This window comes from Roseiflexus sp., assembly GCF_057785375.1.
Window position 1 is genome coordinate 23,583 of the sequence record NZ_JBYNRX010000060.1, and the last position, 17,705, is coordinate 41,287.

The following is a 17,705-nucleotide window of genomic DNA, read 5'->3' on the forward strand; positions in this document are numbered from 1 at the left end:
CGATCACACCTTTTGCGTCACCACTTCGCCCAGCAAGCCGGAAGGCCGGAAGATCAGGATCAGGATGAGAATGCTGAACGCCACAATGTCGGCATAACTCGCTCCTGAGAATTGCCCGCGGGTAAAGAGCGAGAGGTACGAAGCGACGAACGCTTCCAGGAAGCCAAGCACAATCCCGCCGACCATTGCGCCGGTGATATTGCCGATGCCGCCGAGCACCGCAGCAGTAAAGGCTTTGAGACCGGGCAGAAACCCGACGTAGGGGTTGATCGAACCAACGCGCATGCCGAACAGGATGCCGGCCGCGCCGCCGAGCGCGCCGCCGATCAGAAAGGTAACGGCAATCACGCGATTCACGTCGATCCCCATCAGACTGGCTGCCGGTCGGTCCTGCGCCACTGCGCGAATCGCCTTGCCGAGTTTGGTGATATTGACCAGATAATTCAGCCCGATCAACATGATGATCGCCACCACGATAAAGATCAGCGAGCGGCTATCGATACTGACCGGTATGGTGCGATCGTCGGCAATCGGCATTTGCGCCAGCACCAGCGGCTGCCCGAGGTCCGGCGTGCGGAACTGCGCATTGAAGCCCAGACCGGTATTGACCGCAATCATGCGCATCACGTCCTGCAACACCAGCGAAACGCCAATCGCCGAGATCAGCGGCACCAGACGCGGCGCGCCGCGCAAGGGACGGTAGGCGACCCGTTCAATCGACATTGCCAGGAGTCCTGAGACCGCCATACCAAGGAACACGGCGGCGATGACAAACAGAATCGGGCTGAGGGTCGTCAGCATGCCCGACGACGCCAGTGCGGCACTGAAAAAGGCGCCCACGAAGGCGCCCACCATGAAGATCTCGCCGTGGGCGAAATTGATGAACTCTAGCACGCCATACACCATCGTATAGCCAAGCGCGATGGTGGCGTAGAGAAATCCGCGCACCAGACCATCGATGATCACCTGCGGCAGGATCGTAATCGTACCCTGCAACAGATCGATATCGGTGCGGGCGCCGCGGAGCGCCAGGGCGAGCAAAAGGACAATGCCGCCAAGCACGACGGCGCTGCCGATGACAAACAGGAACACCTGAAGGAGAGGACCAAAGACGTCGCTCATAAACGAGCGAAAGGAGCGACGAGTAAGAACCAGCTCCGAGCCTGTCGTTGCTTCAACTGCCATGAATCGTGACTCTTCCCCTGGTTTTGATAAGACCCGAAGTGTTTGTCAGAAACACTTCGGGTCAATTCGGTTATGTCGATCGCTTAAAGAGGGCTTCCTTACGGCGCTGCAATCTCGAGGCGCTTGACGACCGCGTTCTTGTTCCAGACTTCCGCAGGAGCGCCCGCCTCAGTGCTGACCTGAAGCACAAAGTAGGTGCCCTTCACCGGGTCGCCTTTGGCATTGAACTCATACGAACCGGTAATCCCTTTGAATGTGCCCAGGGTCTTCATGGCTTCTAGCACCTGCGCGCGGGTCGGCTTGCCATTGGCCGCCTTGGCGGCATTGGCGATCGCCTGGACGCAGACGCCCATCGCATCGTATGCCTGCGCCGAGAATGGCGGCGCGGCCTCGTTGTACTTGGACTGATACTCCTCAGCGAATTTGGCAGCGTCGGGGAACTGGCTAACTGGCGCGGCGACTGAGGTGTAGTACATGCCCTTCACCGCATCGCCGGCAACTTCGAGCAGTACCGGCGAGTCGAGACCGTCCGGTCCCAGGAACGCCGCCTGGATGCCGCGGTCGCGCGCCTGCTTGAACAGCGGCGCCGCCTGGTCGTAAATGCCGCCGAAGTAGACCAGATCCGGGTTCGCCGCCTGGATGGGGGTCAGGATCGAGTCGAACACCGACTTCTCTTCAGTACCCTCGAAGCCCAGCACCGTGATGCCGTTCTTCTCGGCGTTCTGGCGGAAGAACTCCGCCACGCCCTGCCCATAGTCGGTTTTGTCGTGGATGATGTAAACGCTCTTGATGTTCAGTTCGGTGCGGGCGAACTCCTCGCCAACCGCGCCCTGCACATCATCGCGCCCCACGATGCGGAAGGCGTTCGGATAGCCGCTCTCGGTGATCTTCGGGTTGGTATTGGCCGGTGAGACCATTACCAGGCTGGCAGCCTGGTAGTCGGGCAGCGAGGCGAGCGCCACGCCCGAGTTCAGGTGCCCGACCAGGCAGAGGATGTCGTTGTCGGAGATGATATTCTTGGCGTTCGCCGAGCCGACCTCTGGCTTCGCCTGGTCATCGAAGGGCGCAAGTTCGACCGTAAAGCCCATATCGGTCAGGGTCTTGCCCAGCTGCGCAAGCCCGAGTTCAGCGCCATTGCGAATACCGACGCCAAGCGCCGCCTGCGGACCGGAGAGCGGGCTCTGGGTGGCGATCTTGATCGTACCGGTCATGCCGCCGGAAGGCGGCGCCGGCGCGGGCGTCGCTTCGGCAGGCGCAGTCGTCGGAGCGGCTGTGGGAGCTGGCGCCGCCGGCGCGCCGCCACAGGCCGCCAACAGCGCGCCCAGCAGCGCAAAGATGAGAAATGCGCTGACACGTTTCATCATGGTGCTTCTCCTTGTGAGCTAAGAGAATCTGTTACGCAGAGCATCTGTACCAGGAATACATACTGCCTGAACGTTCCAGTCGCGGCGGCTGCCCGCGTTGAACCACCTCGCGTATGCGCGGCGTCTGCCAGGAGTTTCGAGCCTGCCACCTCCTTTCTGTGCTATCGCAGCCATCGATGAATCGATAACGCCTTTGCATTGCATCCAGGCGAAGAGCCTCAACGGAGAGGCGGTGCTGCGTTGCACCGATGGCTGCAACTGCCCGATCCTGAGCGCGACACGCATCTGTGGGCGAAGGGTGCGTCCTCGACGCCGACAGGATGCAGTTGCCGTCGGCTGCAGGGCAATGAGACCAACCCTTTGGGTTATGATGATGGGAGTGTACCTATATCGAGCAGATTTGTCAAGTTTCGTTAAGGGCGGCAACTCCTGGTATAGTAGAGGCATGCATGATCAACGCTCACCCTTATTCATGGTTGCGCTCGGTGTGCTGATCGCGCTGGCGCTTATCGCCATCGGCGGCATGAACGGCAGGTCTGGCATGCCGGAGTTGACGCGCCGTTTTGCAGCGCAGCCGCCCGCTCCAGGCGATCTGGCGCGCGACCTGCCGCGCATCGAAGCGCCGCAGGCGCCCCCTGATCTCCTGCGCGCGCTCGATGATCTGCACAAACGGCTCTCCGGCGGGCAGGTCGCGCCAGCGTTGACCCCGATGGCGGCCAGTCCGCGCATCGAGGTGCGCGTCAATGATCTGCGCCGCAACGGTGATCAGATGGTCGTGCGCGGCAGTGTGCGCAACCTCGGCGATCGAGAGGCGACCATCCCGCCAGGCGCTTTTACCTTCCGCGACAGTCGCGGTGTACGGTATGCCACCGGGTCGAGCGGCGGCGCAACCCTCGCCCCCGGCGCCACGACCGACTTCAAGTTCACCATTCCGCTGCCCGAAGGTCGCGGGTTGACGCTGATCTTTGATCTGCCCCCCGACCCGCCGCTGGAGCAGGTGTTGCTCCTGGAGGTTGCCGGGGAGTGAGGCGTGAGGCAAGAGGCAAGAGGCGCGAGACGTGAGGCAAGAGGCAAGAGGCGCGAGACGTGAGGCAAGAGGCAAGAGGCGCGAGACGTGAGGCAAGAGGCAAGAGGCGCGAGACGTGAGGCGTGAGGCGCGAGGCGTGAGGCGTGAGGCGCGAGGCGTGAGGCGTGAGGCGCGAGGCGTGAGGCGTGAGGCGCGAGGCGTGAGGCGTGAGGCGCGAGGCGTGAGGCGCGAGGCGTGAGGAGTCTGCCTGCCCGCCTGCCCGCCCGCTTGACGCGCCGGGCACCCCTCTCGCCTCTCGCCCCTCGCCCCTCTCGCCCCTCTCGCCCCTCTCGCCCCTCTCGCCCCTCGCCCCTCTCGCCCCTCGCCCCTCACACCTTTCTCAACATTCCCGCAACATGTTCACAACATCCTCATGGTACATTGCGTCATAGGAATGACCACCCCCGACCCGACGATGTCTGATAGTGTCAGTGTGGACAGGAATGACGCCAGTGATGGATGGCCTGTGAGTTGCGCAGTCATGCTCCTTCGACGCATGCGCCGGTCTGCGCAACATGGTTCGCGCCTGCTTTACCGCAGCGTTCTTCATCGCGCACCTTATCCTGAGAACACCTGCGCCACACCCGTCACATCGCAACGGTCGGCGTCTGGTTCAACCATGACAATCTGCCACGAAAACAGGTATTCTAACACGACAGGGAGGACACACACCCCATGAGCGACATGACTCCGGCAGCGTACTTTTCGCAGATTGTGCCACAGCGATTCGCGGAAGCGATTGCGGGCGCATCGGAAGAGGTTCTCTCGCAGCCTGAATTGACGGTGACGTACACGATCGAGGGTGAAGGCGATCAGGGCGGCGTGTTTGGGTTGAAGATCGCGGGTTCATCCATCGAATTCGTCGATGGCGGCATCGAAGGCGCCGATCTGCAACTGACGCTCTCCTACGACAACTGGCGCTCCGCTGCGGAAAGCGATGCGCACGAGCCGTTTATCGACTACTTTCTGCGGCGGAAGGTCGAGGTGGTGAAAAATCTGCGCGGAACGGTCAAACTGGAACTGACCCGCTCTGACGAGAGCCTGTTCGAGAGCGTCAGCATCTTTGGCGGCCAACCCGAACCTTCGGTCACGCTGCGGATGACCACCGATGATTACCGGCAGATGCTGTCGGGTGAGTTGAATGGGCAGATGGCGTTTATGATGGGCAAGTTGCGGTTTGAAGGCAGCCTGCCGCTGCTGATGCAGATCGGCGCGCTGAGCGGTTGACACAAAGGAGACATGGCTATGATCTCGTTTACTCCGTCGGAAGAACAGCAGTTAATCATCGATACGGTGCGTCGCTACGCATCGGATCACATGCGCCCCGCCGCCTACGAGGCGGACGAGAAGCGCACCATTCCGCCCGACATCATCAACCGCGGGTGGGACCTTGGCCTGCTGCCGAGCGCCATTCCGGAGCAGTACGGCGGCTTCGGCGAAACGCATCAGGCGCTGACCGGCGTGCTGGCGGCGGAAGAGCTCGGCTACGGCGACCTGTCGATGGCGCTCTACCTGATGACCCCCAATCTGTTTGCAATACCCATCCTGCACTACGGCACCAAAGAGCAGAAGGAAAAATGGCTTCCCCGGCTCATGGAAGGCGGCTTTGCGCACTACACGGCAGCGTTGATCGAGCCGCGCTGGAGTTTCGACCCGCACGCGCTCCACACCGTCGCCGAGCGTGAAGGCAATGTGTACGAGATTTCCGGGCACAAAGCGCTCGTGCCGCTCGCTGCCGATGCGCATGCGTTCCTGGTGTACGCCCGCGAGGGGGAGACGACGCAGGCGTTCATTATCGAGCGCGGCACGGAAGGGCTGGAGGTGCTGGAGCGCGAAAGTTTCATGGGCATCCGTGCGCTGCCGACCTATGAACTGCGGCTGGACGACGTTTACGTACCGATATCGTGCCGGGTGGGCGGCGAACAGGGCATCGACATCGACCGCCTGATGGACTATTCGCGGGTCGCGCTGGCGGCGCTGGCGGTCGGCGTGGCGCGCAGCGCCTTTGAGTATGCGCGCGATTACGCCAAGCAGCGCGAGGCGTTCGGCAAGCCGATCGCCCAGAACCAGGCGATTGCCTTCATGCTGGCGGAGATGGCGATCGAGGTCGATGCGGCGCGCCTGATGACCTACGAAGCCGCGTGGCACCTCGATAAGGGGCACAATGCCGCGCAGCAGGCGGCGCTCGCCAAAGCATACGCCGACGAAATGGCGCTGATGATGACCGACCGCGCCGTGCAGATCCTTGGCGGTCACGGCTACATTCGCGAACATCCGGTCGAGCGCTGGCTGCGCAATGGGCGCGGGTTCAGCACGTTCCTTGGTCTTGCGATGGTGTGAGGAGACGACCATGATCGATTTTGAGATACCAACCCCGATTAAGCGCCAGGTGCAGTTCATCACGATGCTCGGCGAGCAGGTGATGCGCCCGGTTGCGCGCTATTACGACGAGCACGAAACAGAGCGCCCGTGGGACTATATCAACCTGATCTGGCCCACGATCCGCGAACGCGGCGGGCGCTCATTCTCGGTCGAAGATGGCAAGGAGAAGACGGATAAGGAGGGCAAGCCGCGCCCGCGCATCGGCTACCTGATGCTGGCGCACGTGGTCGAGGCGCTCTCGTGGGGTGACGCCGGGTTGTATCTGTGCACCCCCGGCGGCGCGCTCGGCGGCGCGGCGGTCGATGCGACCGGCACGCCGGAGCAGAAGGAGCGCTTCCTGAAGCGCTTTGGCGAGGGTGAGCCAAAATGGGCGGCGATGGCGATGACTGAGCCGCACGCCGGATCCGATACTGCCGCCATCCGCACCACGGCGCGCCTTTCCGAAGATGGCAAGGAGTGGATCCTGAACGGCGAGAAGATCTTCGTCACTGGCGGGTTGATGGCTGCCAAAGAGTCGCGCGGCTTCGTCGTCGTGTGGGCGACGGTCGATCCGTCGGCGGGACGCGCCGGTATGAAGCCGTTCGTCGTCGAAGCCGGCACGCCGGGGATGACTGTCACGAAACTGGAGCACAAGCACGGCATCCGGGCGTCGGATACGGCGGCGATTGTGTTCACCGATTGTCGCATTCCGTATGATAATATTCTTGGCAGCCCCGAAGTTGCGAAGGGCGACACGGAACACAAGGGGTTCAAGGGTGCGATGAAGACGTTCGACGCCACCCGTCCGCTGGTGGCGGCGTCGGCGCTTGGCATTGCGCGCGCCTCGCTCGAGTTCACCGTCTCGTACCTGAAGGATCGCGGGGTGAAGGTGCGCTATGGCATCGCTCCCCATCTGCAGACGGCGGTCGAGCGCGACCTGCTTCATATGGAGATGCAACATCGCGCCGGCTGGCTCCTGGTGCTGAAAGCCGTCACCAAGATGGACGCCGGCGAGGAGAATGCGCTCGAAGCGTCGATGGCGAAGGTCAAAGCGGGCCAGGTAGCGACCTATGTCTCGCAGAAGGCGGTCGAGTTGCTCGGTCCCGAAGGGTATTCGTGTAAACTGCTGGTCGAGAAGTGGATGCGTGATGCTCGTATCAACGACATCTACGAGGGCACCGGTCAGATCAATCGCCTGATCGTTGCGCGCCGCCTGCTCGGCTATACCAGCCGCGAGTTGCGCTGATGCGCATGGTCGTGCGAAGGTGAAGCAGGGGGCGCCGGTGAAGCGTCCCCGCTTCTCTGTTTCTGTACATCAAGGAGTCACCGATGACCCAGATCAAGAAAGTGGCCGTCATTGGCGCCGGTACGATGGGCGGCGGCATTGCCGCACATTGCATCAATGCCGGATTGCAGGTCGTGCTGCTCGATGCGGTTCCGCCTGGACTGACACCCGATGAGGAAAAGCGCGGTCTGACGCTCGAATCGAAGGAGGTGCGCAATCACTTCGTCAAAGCCGGGCTGGAACGCATCAAGAACGCCCGCCCGGCGGCGCTGTTCGATCCACAGTCGATTTCCAAAATTGTCATCGGCAATGTGGAGGACGACCTGGGACTGATTGCCGACGCCGACTGGATCGTTGAGGCGATCATCGAACAACTCGAACCCAAGCGCACCCTCATGGAGAAGATCGAACAGGTGCGCAAGCCGGGCAGCATCGTCTCGTCCAATACCTCCGGCATTCCGATTGCCGCCATCGCTGCCGGGCGCTCCGAGGAGTTCCGCCGCCATTTCCTGGGAACGCACTTCTTCAATCCGCCACGCTATCTCTACCTGCTCGAAGTCATTCCAACTCCCGATACCGATCCCGCCGTCGTCGCGGCGATCAGTCGCTTCGCCGATGTGACCCTCGGTAAGGGCGTGGTGGTGTGCAAGGATCGCCCTAACTTCATCGGCAACCGCATCTTCAGCTACGACATCGCTACGACCGTTGGGTATGCGCTGCGCAATGGCTATACGGTCGAGGAAGTCGATAGTCTGACCGGTGAACTGATCGGCAGACCCAAGACCGCCACCTTCCGCCTGCTCGACCTGGTCGGCATTGATGTGATGCTCCACGTGCAACGCAACCTCTACGAAGCGCTGCCCGACGATGAGGAGCGCGAGGCGCTCAAGATTGCGCCCGAAGTCGAGGCGATGGCGGCAAAAGGATGGCTGGGCAACAAGACCGGCGTCGGTTTCTACAAAGAAACCAAAGGCGCATCCGGGCGTGAGTTCTGGCACCTCAACCTCCAGACGATGGAGCACGAAGCGCCGAAAAAGCCGCGCTTCGACCTCGTCGGCAAGGCGCGCAAGATCGAAGACCTTCAGGAGCGCCTGCGCTTCCTGATCGACAACGCCGACACCGACCGCGCCGGCGTCTTCATCCGCGAGACGATGCTGCGCACGCTGGCGTACACGGCGCGCCGCATCCCGGAGATTTCCGACAGCATCGTCGATATCGACCGCGCCATGCGCTGGGGGTTCAGCCATCAACTCGGTCCCTTCGAGGTGTGGGACACCCTCGGTGTGCGCAAGACCGCCGAGCGCATGCGTGAACGTGACATCGCCATTGCGCCGTGGGTCGAGGAGATGCTGGCAAAAGGCGGCGAAAGCTTCTACCAGCGCGAGAACGGGCGGATCGTCAGCGTCTGGAATCCCATCGAGTCGCGTTATGTCGAGTACACGCCGCCGGAAGGGGTGCTGTCGCTCGACGATCTGCGCGCGCAGGGCAAAGAAGTCGCGCGCAACCACAGCGCCTCGCTCATCGACCTGGGAGATGGCGTGCTTTGCTTCGAGTTCCACGCTAAAGTCAATGCCATTGACCCGCTAATCGCCGAAATGGGCTGGAAGGCGCTCGAAACGCTCCAGGACGACCGCTGGGTCGGCATGGTCATCGGCAATCAGTCATCCGACTTCTGCGCCGGCGTAAACCTGGGGGTGGTGCTGATGGGCGTTATGGGCGGCAAGCCGGAGGAGTCGGCGAAATTCGCCAAAGGAACGCAGGACCTGTTCTTCCGCTTTCGCACTTGCCCGAAGCCGATTGTCGCCGCGCCGTATGGCCGCGTGCTCGGCGGCGGCGTTGAGGTCTGCCTGGCGGCAGCGCGACGAGTGGCAGCCGCTGAGACGTACATGGGTCTGGTGGAACTGGGGGTCGGTCTGATCCCGGCGTGGGGCGGTTGCAAGGAGTTTGTCCAGCGCCACGTGTCGCCGCATGTCAAAACCCCTGGCGCCGATCCGCTCCCCTACCTGCAACAGGCGTTCGAGACGATTGCCATGGCGAAGGTCAGCGAACTTGGCGCTGTGCAGGCAAAACAACTCGGCTACCTGATGGACGACGACAAGATCGTGATGAACCGCGAGCGCCTGATCGCCGAGGCGAAGAAGGAAGTGCTGCTGATGGTCGCCGAGGGGTACACGCCGGTTCCACCGGAGGGCGAGCCGGTGTACGCCATCGGACGGCGCGGCATCGCTGCCGTGAATGCGATGGTGTACGGCATGCGCCAGGGCGGCTACATCAGCGACTACGACATGAAACTGGCGCGCTCGCTGGCGTATGTGATGTGCGGCGGCGACCTGTCACAGCCGCAGTGGGTCACCGAGCAGTACTTCCTCGATCTGGAGTTCGAGCAGGCGAGCCAGTTGATCCAGCAACCGAAGACGCAGGAACGGATCATGGCCATCCTGCAAACCGGCAAGCCATTGCGGAATTAAAGGAGAAAGAACCATGCGGGAAGCAGTGATTGTCAGCGCCGTTCGCACTGCGGTTGGCAAAGCGCCGCGCGGCGCGCTGCGCAGTGTGCATCCGACCGACCTGGCAGCGACTGTTATCAAGGCAGCAGTCGAGCGCGCGCCCGGTCTCGACCCAAAAGAGATCGACGACGTCATCCTGGGATGCGCTATGCCGGAAGCGGAGCAGGGCCTGAATATGGCGCGCGTCGCGCTGCTGCGCGCCGGTCTGCCAAACGACGTGCCGGGGCAGACGGTCAACCGTTTCTGCGCCTCGGGGTTGCAGACGATTGCGCTGGCGGCGCAACAGGTGATGAGCGGGATGGGCGATGTGATCGTCGCCGGAGGCGCGGAGAGTATGAGCGCCGTGCCAATGGGCGGGCATCATTTCGCGCCGAACCCGGCAATGGCCGAGATGAGCCCCGATGTGTACCTTGGCATGGGGTTGACTGCCGAGAACGTGGCAAAGCGCTACGAGGTCAGCCGCGAAGACCAGGACGCCTTTGCGCTGCGGTCGCACCAGCGCGCGATCGCTGCCATCGATGCCGGACGATTCAAAGAGGAGATCGTGCCGGTCGAAGTCGAACATGTCTGGTTCGAGAATGGTAAAGTGCAGCGCACTGCCACCGTTTTCGACACCGACGAAGGACCGCGCCGCGACACATCGGCTGAGGCGCTGGCGAAGTTGAAGCCGGTTTTCGCGGTGAACGGCACGGTCACTGCCGGCAACTCGTCGCAGACGAGCGATGGCGCGGCAGCAGTGGTGGTGATGAGCCGCGAAAAGGCTGACGCGCTGGGGTTGAAGCCGCTGGCGCGCTTTGTGTCGTTCGCGGTCGCAGGCGTACCGCCGGAGATTATGGGGATCGGTCCGGTGCTGGCAGTGCCGAAGGCGCTGAAACTGGCCGGACTGACCCTTGATCAGATCGACCTGATCGAACTGAATGAAGCCTTTGCCGCACAAGCGCTGGCGGTCATCCGGGCGCTCGAACTCGACGAAGAGAAGGTCAACGTCAACGGCGGCGCCATCGCCCTGGGGCATCCGCTGGGATGCACCGGCGCGAAACTGACGGTGCAGATCCTGCACGAACTGCGGCGGCGCGGTGGACGGTACGGGTTGATCACCATGTGCATCGGCGGCGGCATGGGCGCAGCGGGTGTGGTGGAGATGTTGGGGCAGTAGGGGCAGGTCTCCGACCTGCCCTTACGGGGACCGATCGCAACAGCAGGGGCAGGTCCCCGACCTGCCCGTACACGCGCCGGCCGGAGGGACAGGCCGGAGGGGCCGGTCTCCGACCTGTCCCTCCGGGAGACGGGAGGCGCCCATGTTTTCGCTTACAGACCATCCGCACCGACGCTACAACCCGTTGACGCGCGAATGGGTGCTGGTCTCGCCGCACCGCACCAGGCGCCCATGGCAAGGGCAGGTCGAGCCGCCGCTGCCGGAGCAACGCCCGGTGTATGACCCGAATTGCTACCTTTGCCCCGGGAACGTCCGAGTGAATGGCGAAGTCAATCCGCACTACGAGCGCACGTTTGTGTTCACCAACGATTTCTCGGCGCTTTTGCCGGATATTCCATCCGGCGAGTACGCTTTGAGCGCAGGGTCGCCCGATGATGCTGCGCCGCCGCTCCTCTACGCCCGCAGCGAGCGCGGCATCTGTCGAGTGGTATGCTTCTCGCCGCGCCACGACCTGACGCTGCCGGAGATGGACGCGCCCGACCTTGCGCGCGTGGTTGATGTGTGGGCGCAAGAATACGAAACAATCGGGGCGTTGCCGTACATCGGCTATGTGCAGATTTTCGAGAATCGCGGGGCGATGATGGGTGCAAGCAACCCGCATCCCCACGGCCAGATCTGGGCCACCGAGCGCCTGCCGCTGACGATTATGCGCGAGGATGCCGCACAGCGCGACTACCTGGCGGCAACCGGGCGCTCGTTGCTGGCGGATTACCTGGCGCTCGAACTTGAACGCGAAGAGCGCCTGGTCTGCCTCAATGACCACTTCGTTGCACTGGTTCCATTCTGGGCTGTCTGGCCCTTCGAGACCATGATCATCAGCCGCCGCCACGCCGGCGCCATTAGCGACCTGACAGCGCATGAGTGCATGGGGCTGGCGGATATTCTGAAGCGCCTGACGACTCGTTATGACAATCTGTTTCAGGTGTCATTCCCCTACTCGCTCGGTTTTCATCAGCGCCCCACCGATGGCGCGCCCCATCCGGCATGGCATCTCCACGCGCACGTCTACCCGCCGCTCCTGCGCTCAGCGACGGTGCGCAAATTCATGGTCGGCTTCGAGTTGCTTGCCGAAGCGCAGCGTGATATTACTCCCGAACAGGCTGCGGAACGACTACGCGCGTTGCCGGAGCGCCACTATCGATCGTTATAAATACACGAAGCGACGCGGTTGGGAAATCGCGTCGCTTCGTGGTGTCAGGACCTACAGGCAATAATTTAACCGGGCCGGGGGATCCAATGCCCCCCCTGGAAACCTTTTGGCTTCCTACGCTTGCCCAATGGCTTGCGTCCCGGTTCTGAGCATAGTATACTGCACTGCGTCGAAAAGAGAGTTATGCTTCGATCCCCTCGACGTTGCGGATTGATAACATGAGGTTAACCAGGAGTTAACGGAAGTCGCTCGGTCGCCTCACGGACGAGCCGTGTGATGGCTCGTTTTGCCTTCGGCAGAGCGGTACGTATCTTCTTAGGTGGCGGCAAACTGCCGCAGGCGCTGCGGAGATAAGCAACGCGTCACCGCGTTAGTCCTGTCAAGTGAGGCGTATGAGCTACAACCGACCGGATTGCAATCGTGGCGCCTTCGCGCCTTTGGGTGAGATTATGCGACAGGCCCTACCGGTACTCCGGCAACCAGTCGCCATGCGCCGCGATCAAGTCATCCACCAGCGCCCAGATCTGATCCAGATCGAGTTCGGCGGCAGTATGCGGATCGAGCATCGCCGCGTGGGAGATATGCTCGCGTTTGCCGGTCAGCGCTGCCTCGACGGTCAGCGCCTGGACGTTGATGTTCGTCTGCATGAGCGCGGCAAGGTGCGGCGGCAATGCGCCAATCTTCGTCGGCTGGACGCCGTTTTTGTCCACCAGACACGGCACTTCGACGCAGCACCCCTGCGGGAGATTGTCGATCAGCCCGTGGTTGGGCACATTCCCGTAGATCACGCGCGGCCGGCCCGTTTCTAGACTGTGGATGATCAGCGAGCCATATTCGTGGCTACGCTCGACCGCCCCCGCTTCCAGGGCTTCAGCAGCCCTGATGACATATTCGATGAACTCATCGGTGAGGTAAGGGTTGGTTCTGGAACGTTCACGCATGGCAGCGCGCAGGTCGGAACTCGTGATCTCTGGATGGTCGAGTCTGTACTGCACGAATTCCCAGCCCGCCAGTTGCACTTCGCAGCGACGGATGTATTCGTCCAGCGGAATATTGAACCGTTCGATCAGATCGGGACGATCACGCTTGATGAACCAGGGCACATATTCGCTGAAATGCTCGCTCGACTCGGTCACAAAATAGCCCAGACGGCGGAACACTTCGTAGCGCACCCGGTTCCATGCCGGCACGCGCCCTTCGTCGTAGACGTTGCGGATACGCGGGTAGAGGTCCTCGCCGTTGCGCTCGAAGCGCAGGTAGAACGCCATATGATTGATACCTGCGCACACATAGTTGATCTCGTCGATTGGCACGCCAATATCGTGCGCCAGTTGCTCGGCGGTGCCCTGCACGCTATGGCACAACCCGACCGTCTTGATCGTGCTGGCGCGGCTGATCGCCCAGCAGTTGATCGCCATCGGGTTGACGTACTGCAAGAACGTCACGTCGGGACACACCTCTTCCATATCGCGGCACATCGAGAGCAGCACTGGAATGGTGCGCAACCCGCGCATAATCCCGCCGATCCCCAGCGTGTCGGCGATCGTCTGGCGCAACCCGTATTTCTTCGGCACCTCGAAGTCGGTCACCGTGCACGGCTTATAGCCGCCGACCTGGATCATACAGATGGCGTAATCGGCGCCATCGAGCGCGCGACGGCGATCGGTCGTCGCTTCGATAGTCGGGCGCACATCGAGCGCAGCGGCAACCTTGTGCGCCACGACTTCCGAAGTCCGCAGGCGCTCCGGGTCGATGTCGAACAGCGTCAGGGTTGCGTCGGCAAGTTCAGGGAAGCTCAGGATGTCACCCATCAGGTTTTTGGCGAATACCGTGCTGCCGGCGCCGATGAAGACAACTTTTGGCGGCATTGGAGAACCTCGCTTTTCCTGCGCGGAGCGATTTCGCTTCGCGTGCGCGGCTATTATGCCACATCGCGCGCGGCTTTCAGGCGACGCATAAAACCGTTCGCAGCAGGCAGCAGCAACGCTATTTCGCTCACATTCCACTAGGCATTCATTCATCGATGCCGGCGCCGACGGTAGACAGACCAGAAGCTGTCGCAACGCCGCTGACCCTGCTGTTACGCTGCATCGAACAATGACAGAGATGTGAGCGGTCACAAGTCTGAGATTATATATGAGCCCACTGCACACCGGCTGAACCGCCAGGGACCCGAAGCGCACGAAGAGGAAGAACCATGAAGCGCATGTCCTTCGTGTCCCTTGGAGACCTTCGTGGTTAGGCTGAACTGCCAGGGACCCGAAGCGCACGAAGGGGAAGAACCATGAAGCGCATTGCCTGGGTGTCCCTTGGTGACTGCGTAACGCGGAATGTATTCCGCCCGTCTGCCGATAGATAATGAAGCGCATTGCCTGGGTGTCCCTTGGTGACCTTCGTAGTTAGGCTGAACCGCCAGGGACCCGAAGCGCACGAAGGGGAATAAAGATGAAGCGCATTTCTTTTGTGTCTCTTGGCGACCTTCGTGGTTAGGCTGAACCGCCAGGGACCCGAAGTGCACGAAGGGGAATAAAGATGAAGCGCATTTTTTCCGTGTCTCTTTGTGACCTTCGTGGTTACCGCTTTTTGCGGTGAAGTCATATATCTCTTGGCGGAGATTCTCTTCAGGCTCGGACGGCATATCGCGTGGTTATCGGAATATAACCTGATAGCGAGCAAACGTCAACTATCACTTCTACGCCAGCCCTGCGTATAATTGCGCTAACAACGCCTGCCGCCGCGATCCATCCGTCAACGTCATCTGCTCGCTTTTGCAACCATCGCCCCGGCTGGCGTTGGGAGGTTCTCCATTCGTTGTGAAGGAGGGCATGGCATGGACGCCCAAACGGTCGAACTGCAACCCGTTGATGCGGTCGAGATCACCATTCTGGTCGATAACGTCATGGATGCGCTCCTTGCGAGCACGCCAACCGTGCAACGCGCGCCGTTGCGCTGGGAGAGTTTCGAGCAGGCGCCGCTCCTGGCGGAGCACGGCTTCGCGGCGTTGGTCACAGTCGAGCAGCAAGGTCAGCGCACGTCGATCCTGTACGATACCGGGATGGGACGTGACACGCTGGTCCACAACATGGATGTGCTGGGGGTCGATCCTGCCAATCTTCGCGCGATTGTGCTATCTCATGGGCACACCGACCACCACGGCGGTCTGTCAGGCCTGCTGGCGCGCCTCGGTCCACGGCGACTGCCGCTCATTCTGCATCCCGACGCCTGGCGCGACCGCAAGGCGGTGTTCCCCGGCGGGAATGAACTTCATCTGCCGGCGCCGAATCGCGCCGACCTGGAACGCGAGGGGGTGACTCTGGTGGAGCGCCGCGATCCGTCGCTCTTGATCGACAACCAGGTGCTGGTGACGGGGCAGGTCGAGCGCGTGACGCCGTTCGAGAAAGGAATGCCGGGACACTTCGCCCGAACCGCCGATGGGGCGTGGGAGCCGGACCCCTGGCTGTGGGATGACCAGGCGCTGGTGGTTAACGTGCGCAATCAGGGGCTGGTCGTGCTCTCGGCATGCAGTCACTCCGGAATTGTGAACATTCTCCACTATGCCCGCAAACTGACCGGCGTCAACGACGTTTACGGCGTGATCGGCGGGCTGCACCTGTCGGGACGGGTGTTCGAACCGATCATCCCCGACACGGTTGCAGCGCTGGTTGAGATAGCGCCGAAGATGGTGCTGCCGGGGCACTGCACCGGGTGGAAGGCGCAGCACGCGATTGCCCGCGCGCTGCCGGACGCCTATGTGCAAACCTGCGCCGGGACGCGCGTTCGGGTTGGGTGAGTCTATCCACGAAGAACACCAAGGGGCACGAAGACATTGTGGTGTAACGCTACTGACACTGCAACACGCATGCCAAACGAGTTTGCCGCGCCTTTACGGCACGAAGACATTGTGGTGTAACGCTACTGACACCCTCCACCTTCAACCTGCACCCTTCGCACTTTCAACCTGCAACATTCAACGTTCAACGCCCGCCCGCTTGCTCCAATCACGCATGTGGGCGCGCCGCCTCTTGCAGGCGTGCCAGCAGCGCGCCCCCACCTTCAACCTGCACCCTTCAACATTCACTACTCAATCATGGTACTATACAAAGGATGTCATTATCGGAGCCGCCACTGAGTCTATGAAACTCGCTGTTCTTGCCGACATTCACGGGAATTTCCCCGCACTCGAAGCCGTCGCCGCCGATATCGACGCCTGGCATCCCGACGCCGCCGTGGTCGGAGGAGATATTGTCAATCGGGGTCCATCGTCGCTCGCCTGCCTGCGCTTCGTTCAGGAGCGCGCCGCCGATAGCGGCTGGCGTTTGATCCGCGGCAATCACGAAGATTATGTCATCTCCGTTGTCCACGACCCGACCAACCGTCCCGGCATCGAGGGCGCTGTGCGACGCAACGTGCGCTGGACGGCGAACCAACTCGGCGTAGCGGCTGCGGATCTCGAAACAATGCCGGAGATTGTGCGTCTGCACGATCCGGCCGGCGGCGAGGCGCGCGTTGTGCATGCCTCGATGCGCCATAATCGCGACAATGTGCTGGCGACGACGCCGGACGATGAGTTGCGGGCACAGATCGCTCCGCCTTGCCCGCTGATCGTTGTTGGACACACGCATCGTCCGCTCATCCGGCGGATCGATGCGACGCTGGTGGTGAATGTCGGTTCGGTGGGGTTACCGTTCGATGGCGATACGCGCGCCTGTTACGGGCGGATGGAGTGGAGCGACGGCGCATGGCGCGCCGAGATCGTGCGTGTGCCCTATGATCGTGAACGCGCCGATTATGACTTTATTGCGACAGGGTACCTCGAAACGAGTGGACCGGTGGCGCGGCTGGTCTACGATGAGTTTCTCACCGGCTGGCCCCGGATCTACACCTGGGTGGCGCGCTACCGCGAACCGGTGCTGGCAGGCGCCATCTCAGTCGATGCGTCAATCGATGAATTGCTGGCGATCTGCAACGGCGGTCCTCCGCCCGACTGGATGAAGCCGGCAGCGCCGTTCTCTTAGCTTGCCCGACATTCCTGGAGCGGTTGTACATCGACCCCCCACGAGCGGAGTTCCTGCACCACTGCATCGACCAGCGCATCGAGACGCGCTTCGCATTCGGGGGTCAACGCCAGCCCTGGTTCGGAGATTTCCGGCGCCATTCCCCAGAGCACCATCCGCCGTGGTGACGAACCTTCCATCCCGTGCAGCGCGATCAGTTCGTGCAGACGAACATCCTGCGGCAACAGGTGCAGGGCTTCAGCGCGAGCGATCTCTTCCCCTTCGAGCCGCACAAGCGTTCCCGATTGCCCTCTGCCATGCACAGCGTCGATGATCAGCACGTCTTTAACGCCGTCGAGAAAGGCGAGCAATGACAGCCCAAGTGCGCCGGCATCGATCACTTCGACCTCATCAGTCAGGGCGTAGCGTTCCGTCAGGCGCTGCAACGCATGCACGCCCAACCCCTCATCACTCAGGATGACATTCCCCAAACCCATGACAAGAATTGGCGCCATTGCACTCTCCTCTCGCTCATCATTGATACGAGATGCGTTGCCGGCCCTTTGTCAATCAGAGG

Annotated in this window: 13 protein-coding genes; 9 read left to right on the plus strand and 4 right to left on the minus strand. The window is 61.9% G+C overall.

The annotated features are described in order from the left end of the window. Positions 1-3: 3 nt before the first annotated feature. A complete protein-coding gene (locus AC3EA7_RS10905) occupies positions 4-1,185 on the minus strand; it encodes a branched-chain amino acid ABC transporter permease (protein ID WP_488614080.1) in 1,182 nt (393 codons plus the stop codon). A gap of 98 nt (positions 1,186-1,283) precedes the next feature. Beyond that, positions 1,284-2,549 carry a branched-chain amino acid ABC transporter substrate-binding protein gene (locus AC3EA7_RS10910; RefSeq protein WP_488614081.1) on the minus strand — a complete coding sequence of 422 codons (1,266 nt, stop codon included), beginning with the start codon at positions 2,547-2,549 and terminating at the stop codon, positions 1,284-1,286. A 445-nt stretch (positions 2,550-2,994) separates the two neighbouring features. Between AC3EA7_RS10910 and AC3EA7_RS10915 the strand changes: the two genes are divergently transcribed. The 7 genes from AC3EA7_RS10915 to AC3EA7_RS10945 all read left to right on the plus strand — a co-directional run bounded on the left by AC3EA7_RS10915 (position 2,995) and on the right by AC3EA7_RS10945 (position 12,134). Then, on the plus strand, positions 2,995-3,576 hold the full coding sequence (locus AC3EA7_RS10915) for a hypothetical protein (protein WP_488614082.1): 582 nt from the start codon (positions 2,995-2,997) through the stop codon (positions 3,574-3,576). A 714-nt stretch (positions 3,577-4,290) separates the two neighbouring features. After that, the gene (locus AC3EA7_RS10920; RefSeq protein ID WP_488614083.1) at positions 4,291-4,842 is read left to right on the plus strand and encodes an SCP2 sterol-binding domain-containing protein; all 552 of its coding nucleotides are present in this window, start codon (positions 4,291-4,293) and stop codon (positions 4,840-4,842) included. An 18-nt stretch (positions 4,843-4,860) separates the two neighbouring features. Further along, positions 4,861-5,955, plus strand: coding sequence for an acyl-CoA dehydrogenase family protein (locus AC3EA7_RS10925; RefSeq protein ID WP_488614084.1), 1,095 nt, complete (start codon positions 4,861-4,863; stop codon positions 5,953-5,955). Positions 5,956-5,965: 10 nt separating this feature from the next. Then, on the plus strand, positions 5,966-7,222 hold the full coding sequence (locus AC3EA7_RS10930; RefSeq protein WP_488614085.1) for an acyl-CoA dehydrogenase family protein: 1,257 nt from the start codon (positions 5,966-5,968) through the stop codon (positions 7,220-7,222). An 83-nt stretch (positions 7,223-7,305) separates the two neighbouring features. Beyond that, entirely contained in the window at positions 7,306-9,729 is a 2,424-nt protein-coding gene (locus AC3EA7_RS10935) for a 3-hydroxyacyl-CoA dehydrogenase NAD-binding domain-containing protein (RefSeq protein ID WP_488614086.1), read from the plus strand. Positions 9,730-9,742: 13 nt separating this feature from the next. Continuing rightward, on the plus strand, positions 9,743-10,924 hold the full coding sequence (locus AC3EA7_RS10940) for an acetyl-CoA C-acyltransferase (protein ID WP_488614087.1): 1,182 nt from the start codon (positions 9,743-9,745) through the stop codon (positions 10,922-10,924). Positions 10,925-11,066: 142 nt separating this feature from the next. Beyond that, positions 11,067-12,134 carry a UDP-glucose--hexose-1-phosphate uridylyltransferase gene (locus AC3EA7_RS10945; protein ID WP_488614088.1) on the plus strand — a complete coding sequence of 356 codons (1,068 nt, stop codon included), beginning with the start codon at positions 11,067-11,069 and terminating at the stop codon, positions 12,132-12,134. A gap of 461 nt (positions 12,135-12,595) precedes the next feature. Here AC3EA7_RS10945 and melA read toward each other — a convergent pair whose 3' ends face one another. Continuing rightward, positions 12,596-14,002 carry an alpha-galactosidase gene (gene melA, locus AC3EA7_RS10950; protein WP_488614089.1) on the minus strand — a complete coding sequence of 469 codons (1,407 nt, stop codon included), beginning with the start codon at positions 14,000-14,002 and terminating at the stop codon, positions 12,596-12,598. A gap of 962 nt (positions 14,003-14,964) precedes the next feature. Between melA and AC3EA7_RS10955 the strand changes: the two genes are divergently transcribed. Together AC3EA7_RS10955 and AC3EA7_RS10960 are read left to right on the plus strand one after the other, a co-directional pair. Further along, positions 14,965-15,924 carry an MBL fold metallo-hydrolase gene (locus AC3EA7_RS10955; protein WP_488614090.1) on the plus strand — a complete coding sequence of 320 codons (960 nt, stop codon included), beginning with the start codon at positions 14,965-14,967 and terminating at the stop codon, positions 15,922-15,924. A 343-nt stretch (positions 15,925-16,267) separates the two neighbouring features. After that, positions 16,268-17,149: a metallophosphoesterase family protein gene (locus tag AC3EA7_RS10960; RefSeq protein WP_488614091.1), complete on the plus strand. Its 882-nt coding sequence runs from the start codon at positions 16,268-16,270 to the stop codon at positions 17,147-17,149. Here AC3EA7_RS10960 and AC3EA7_RS10965 read toward each other — a convergent pair. Beyond that, entirely contained in the window at positions 17,146-17,643 is a 498-nt protein-coding gene (locus AC3EA7_RS10965) for a HyaD/HybD family hydrogenase maturation endopeptidase (protein WP_488614092.1), read from the minus strand. The two genes, AC3EA7_RS10960 and AC3EA7_RS10965, sit on opposite strands and share 4 nt — an antisense overlap. Positions 17,644-17,705 lie beyond the last annotated feature (62 nt).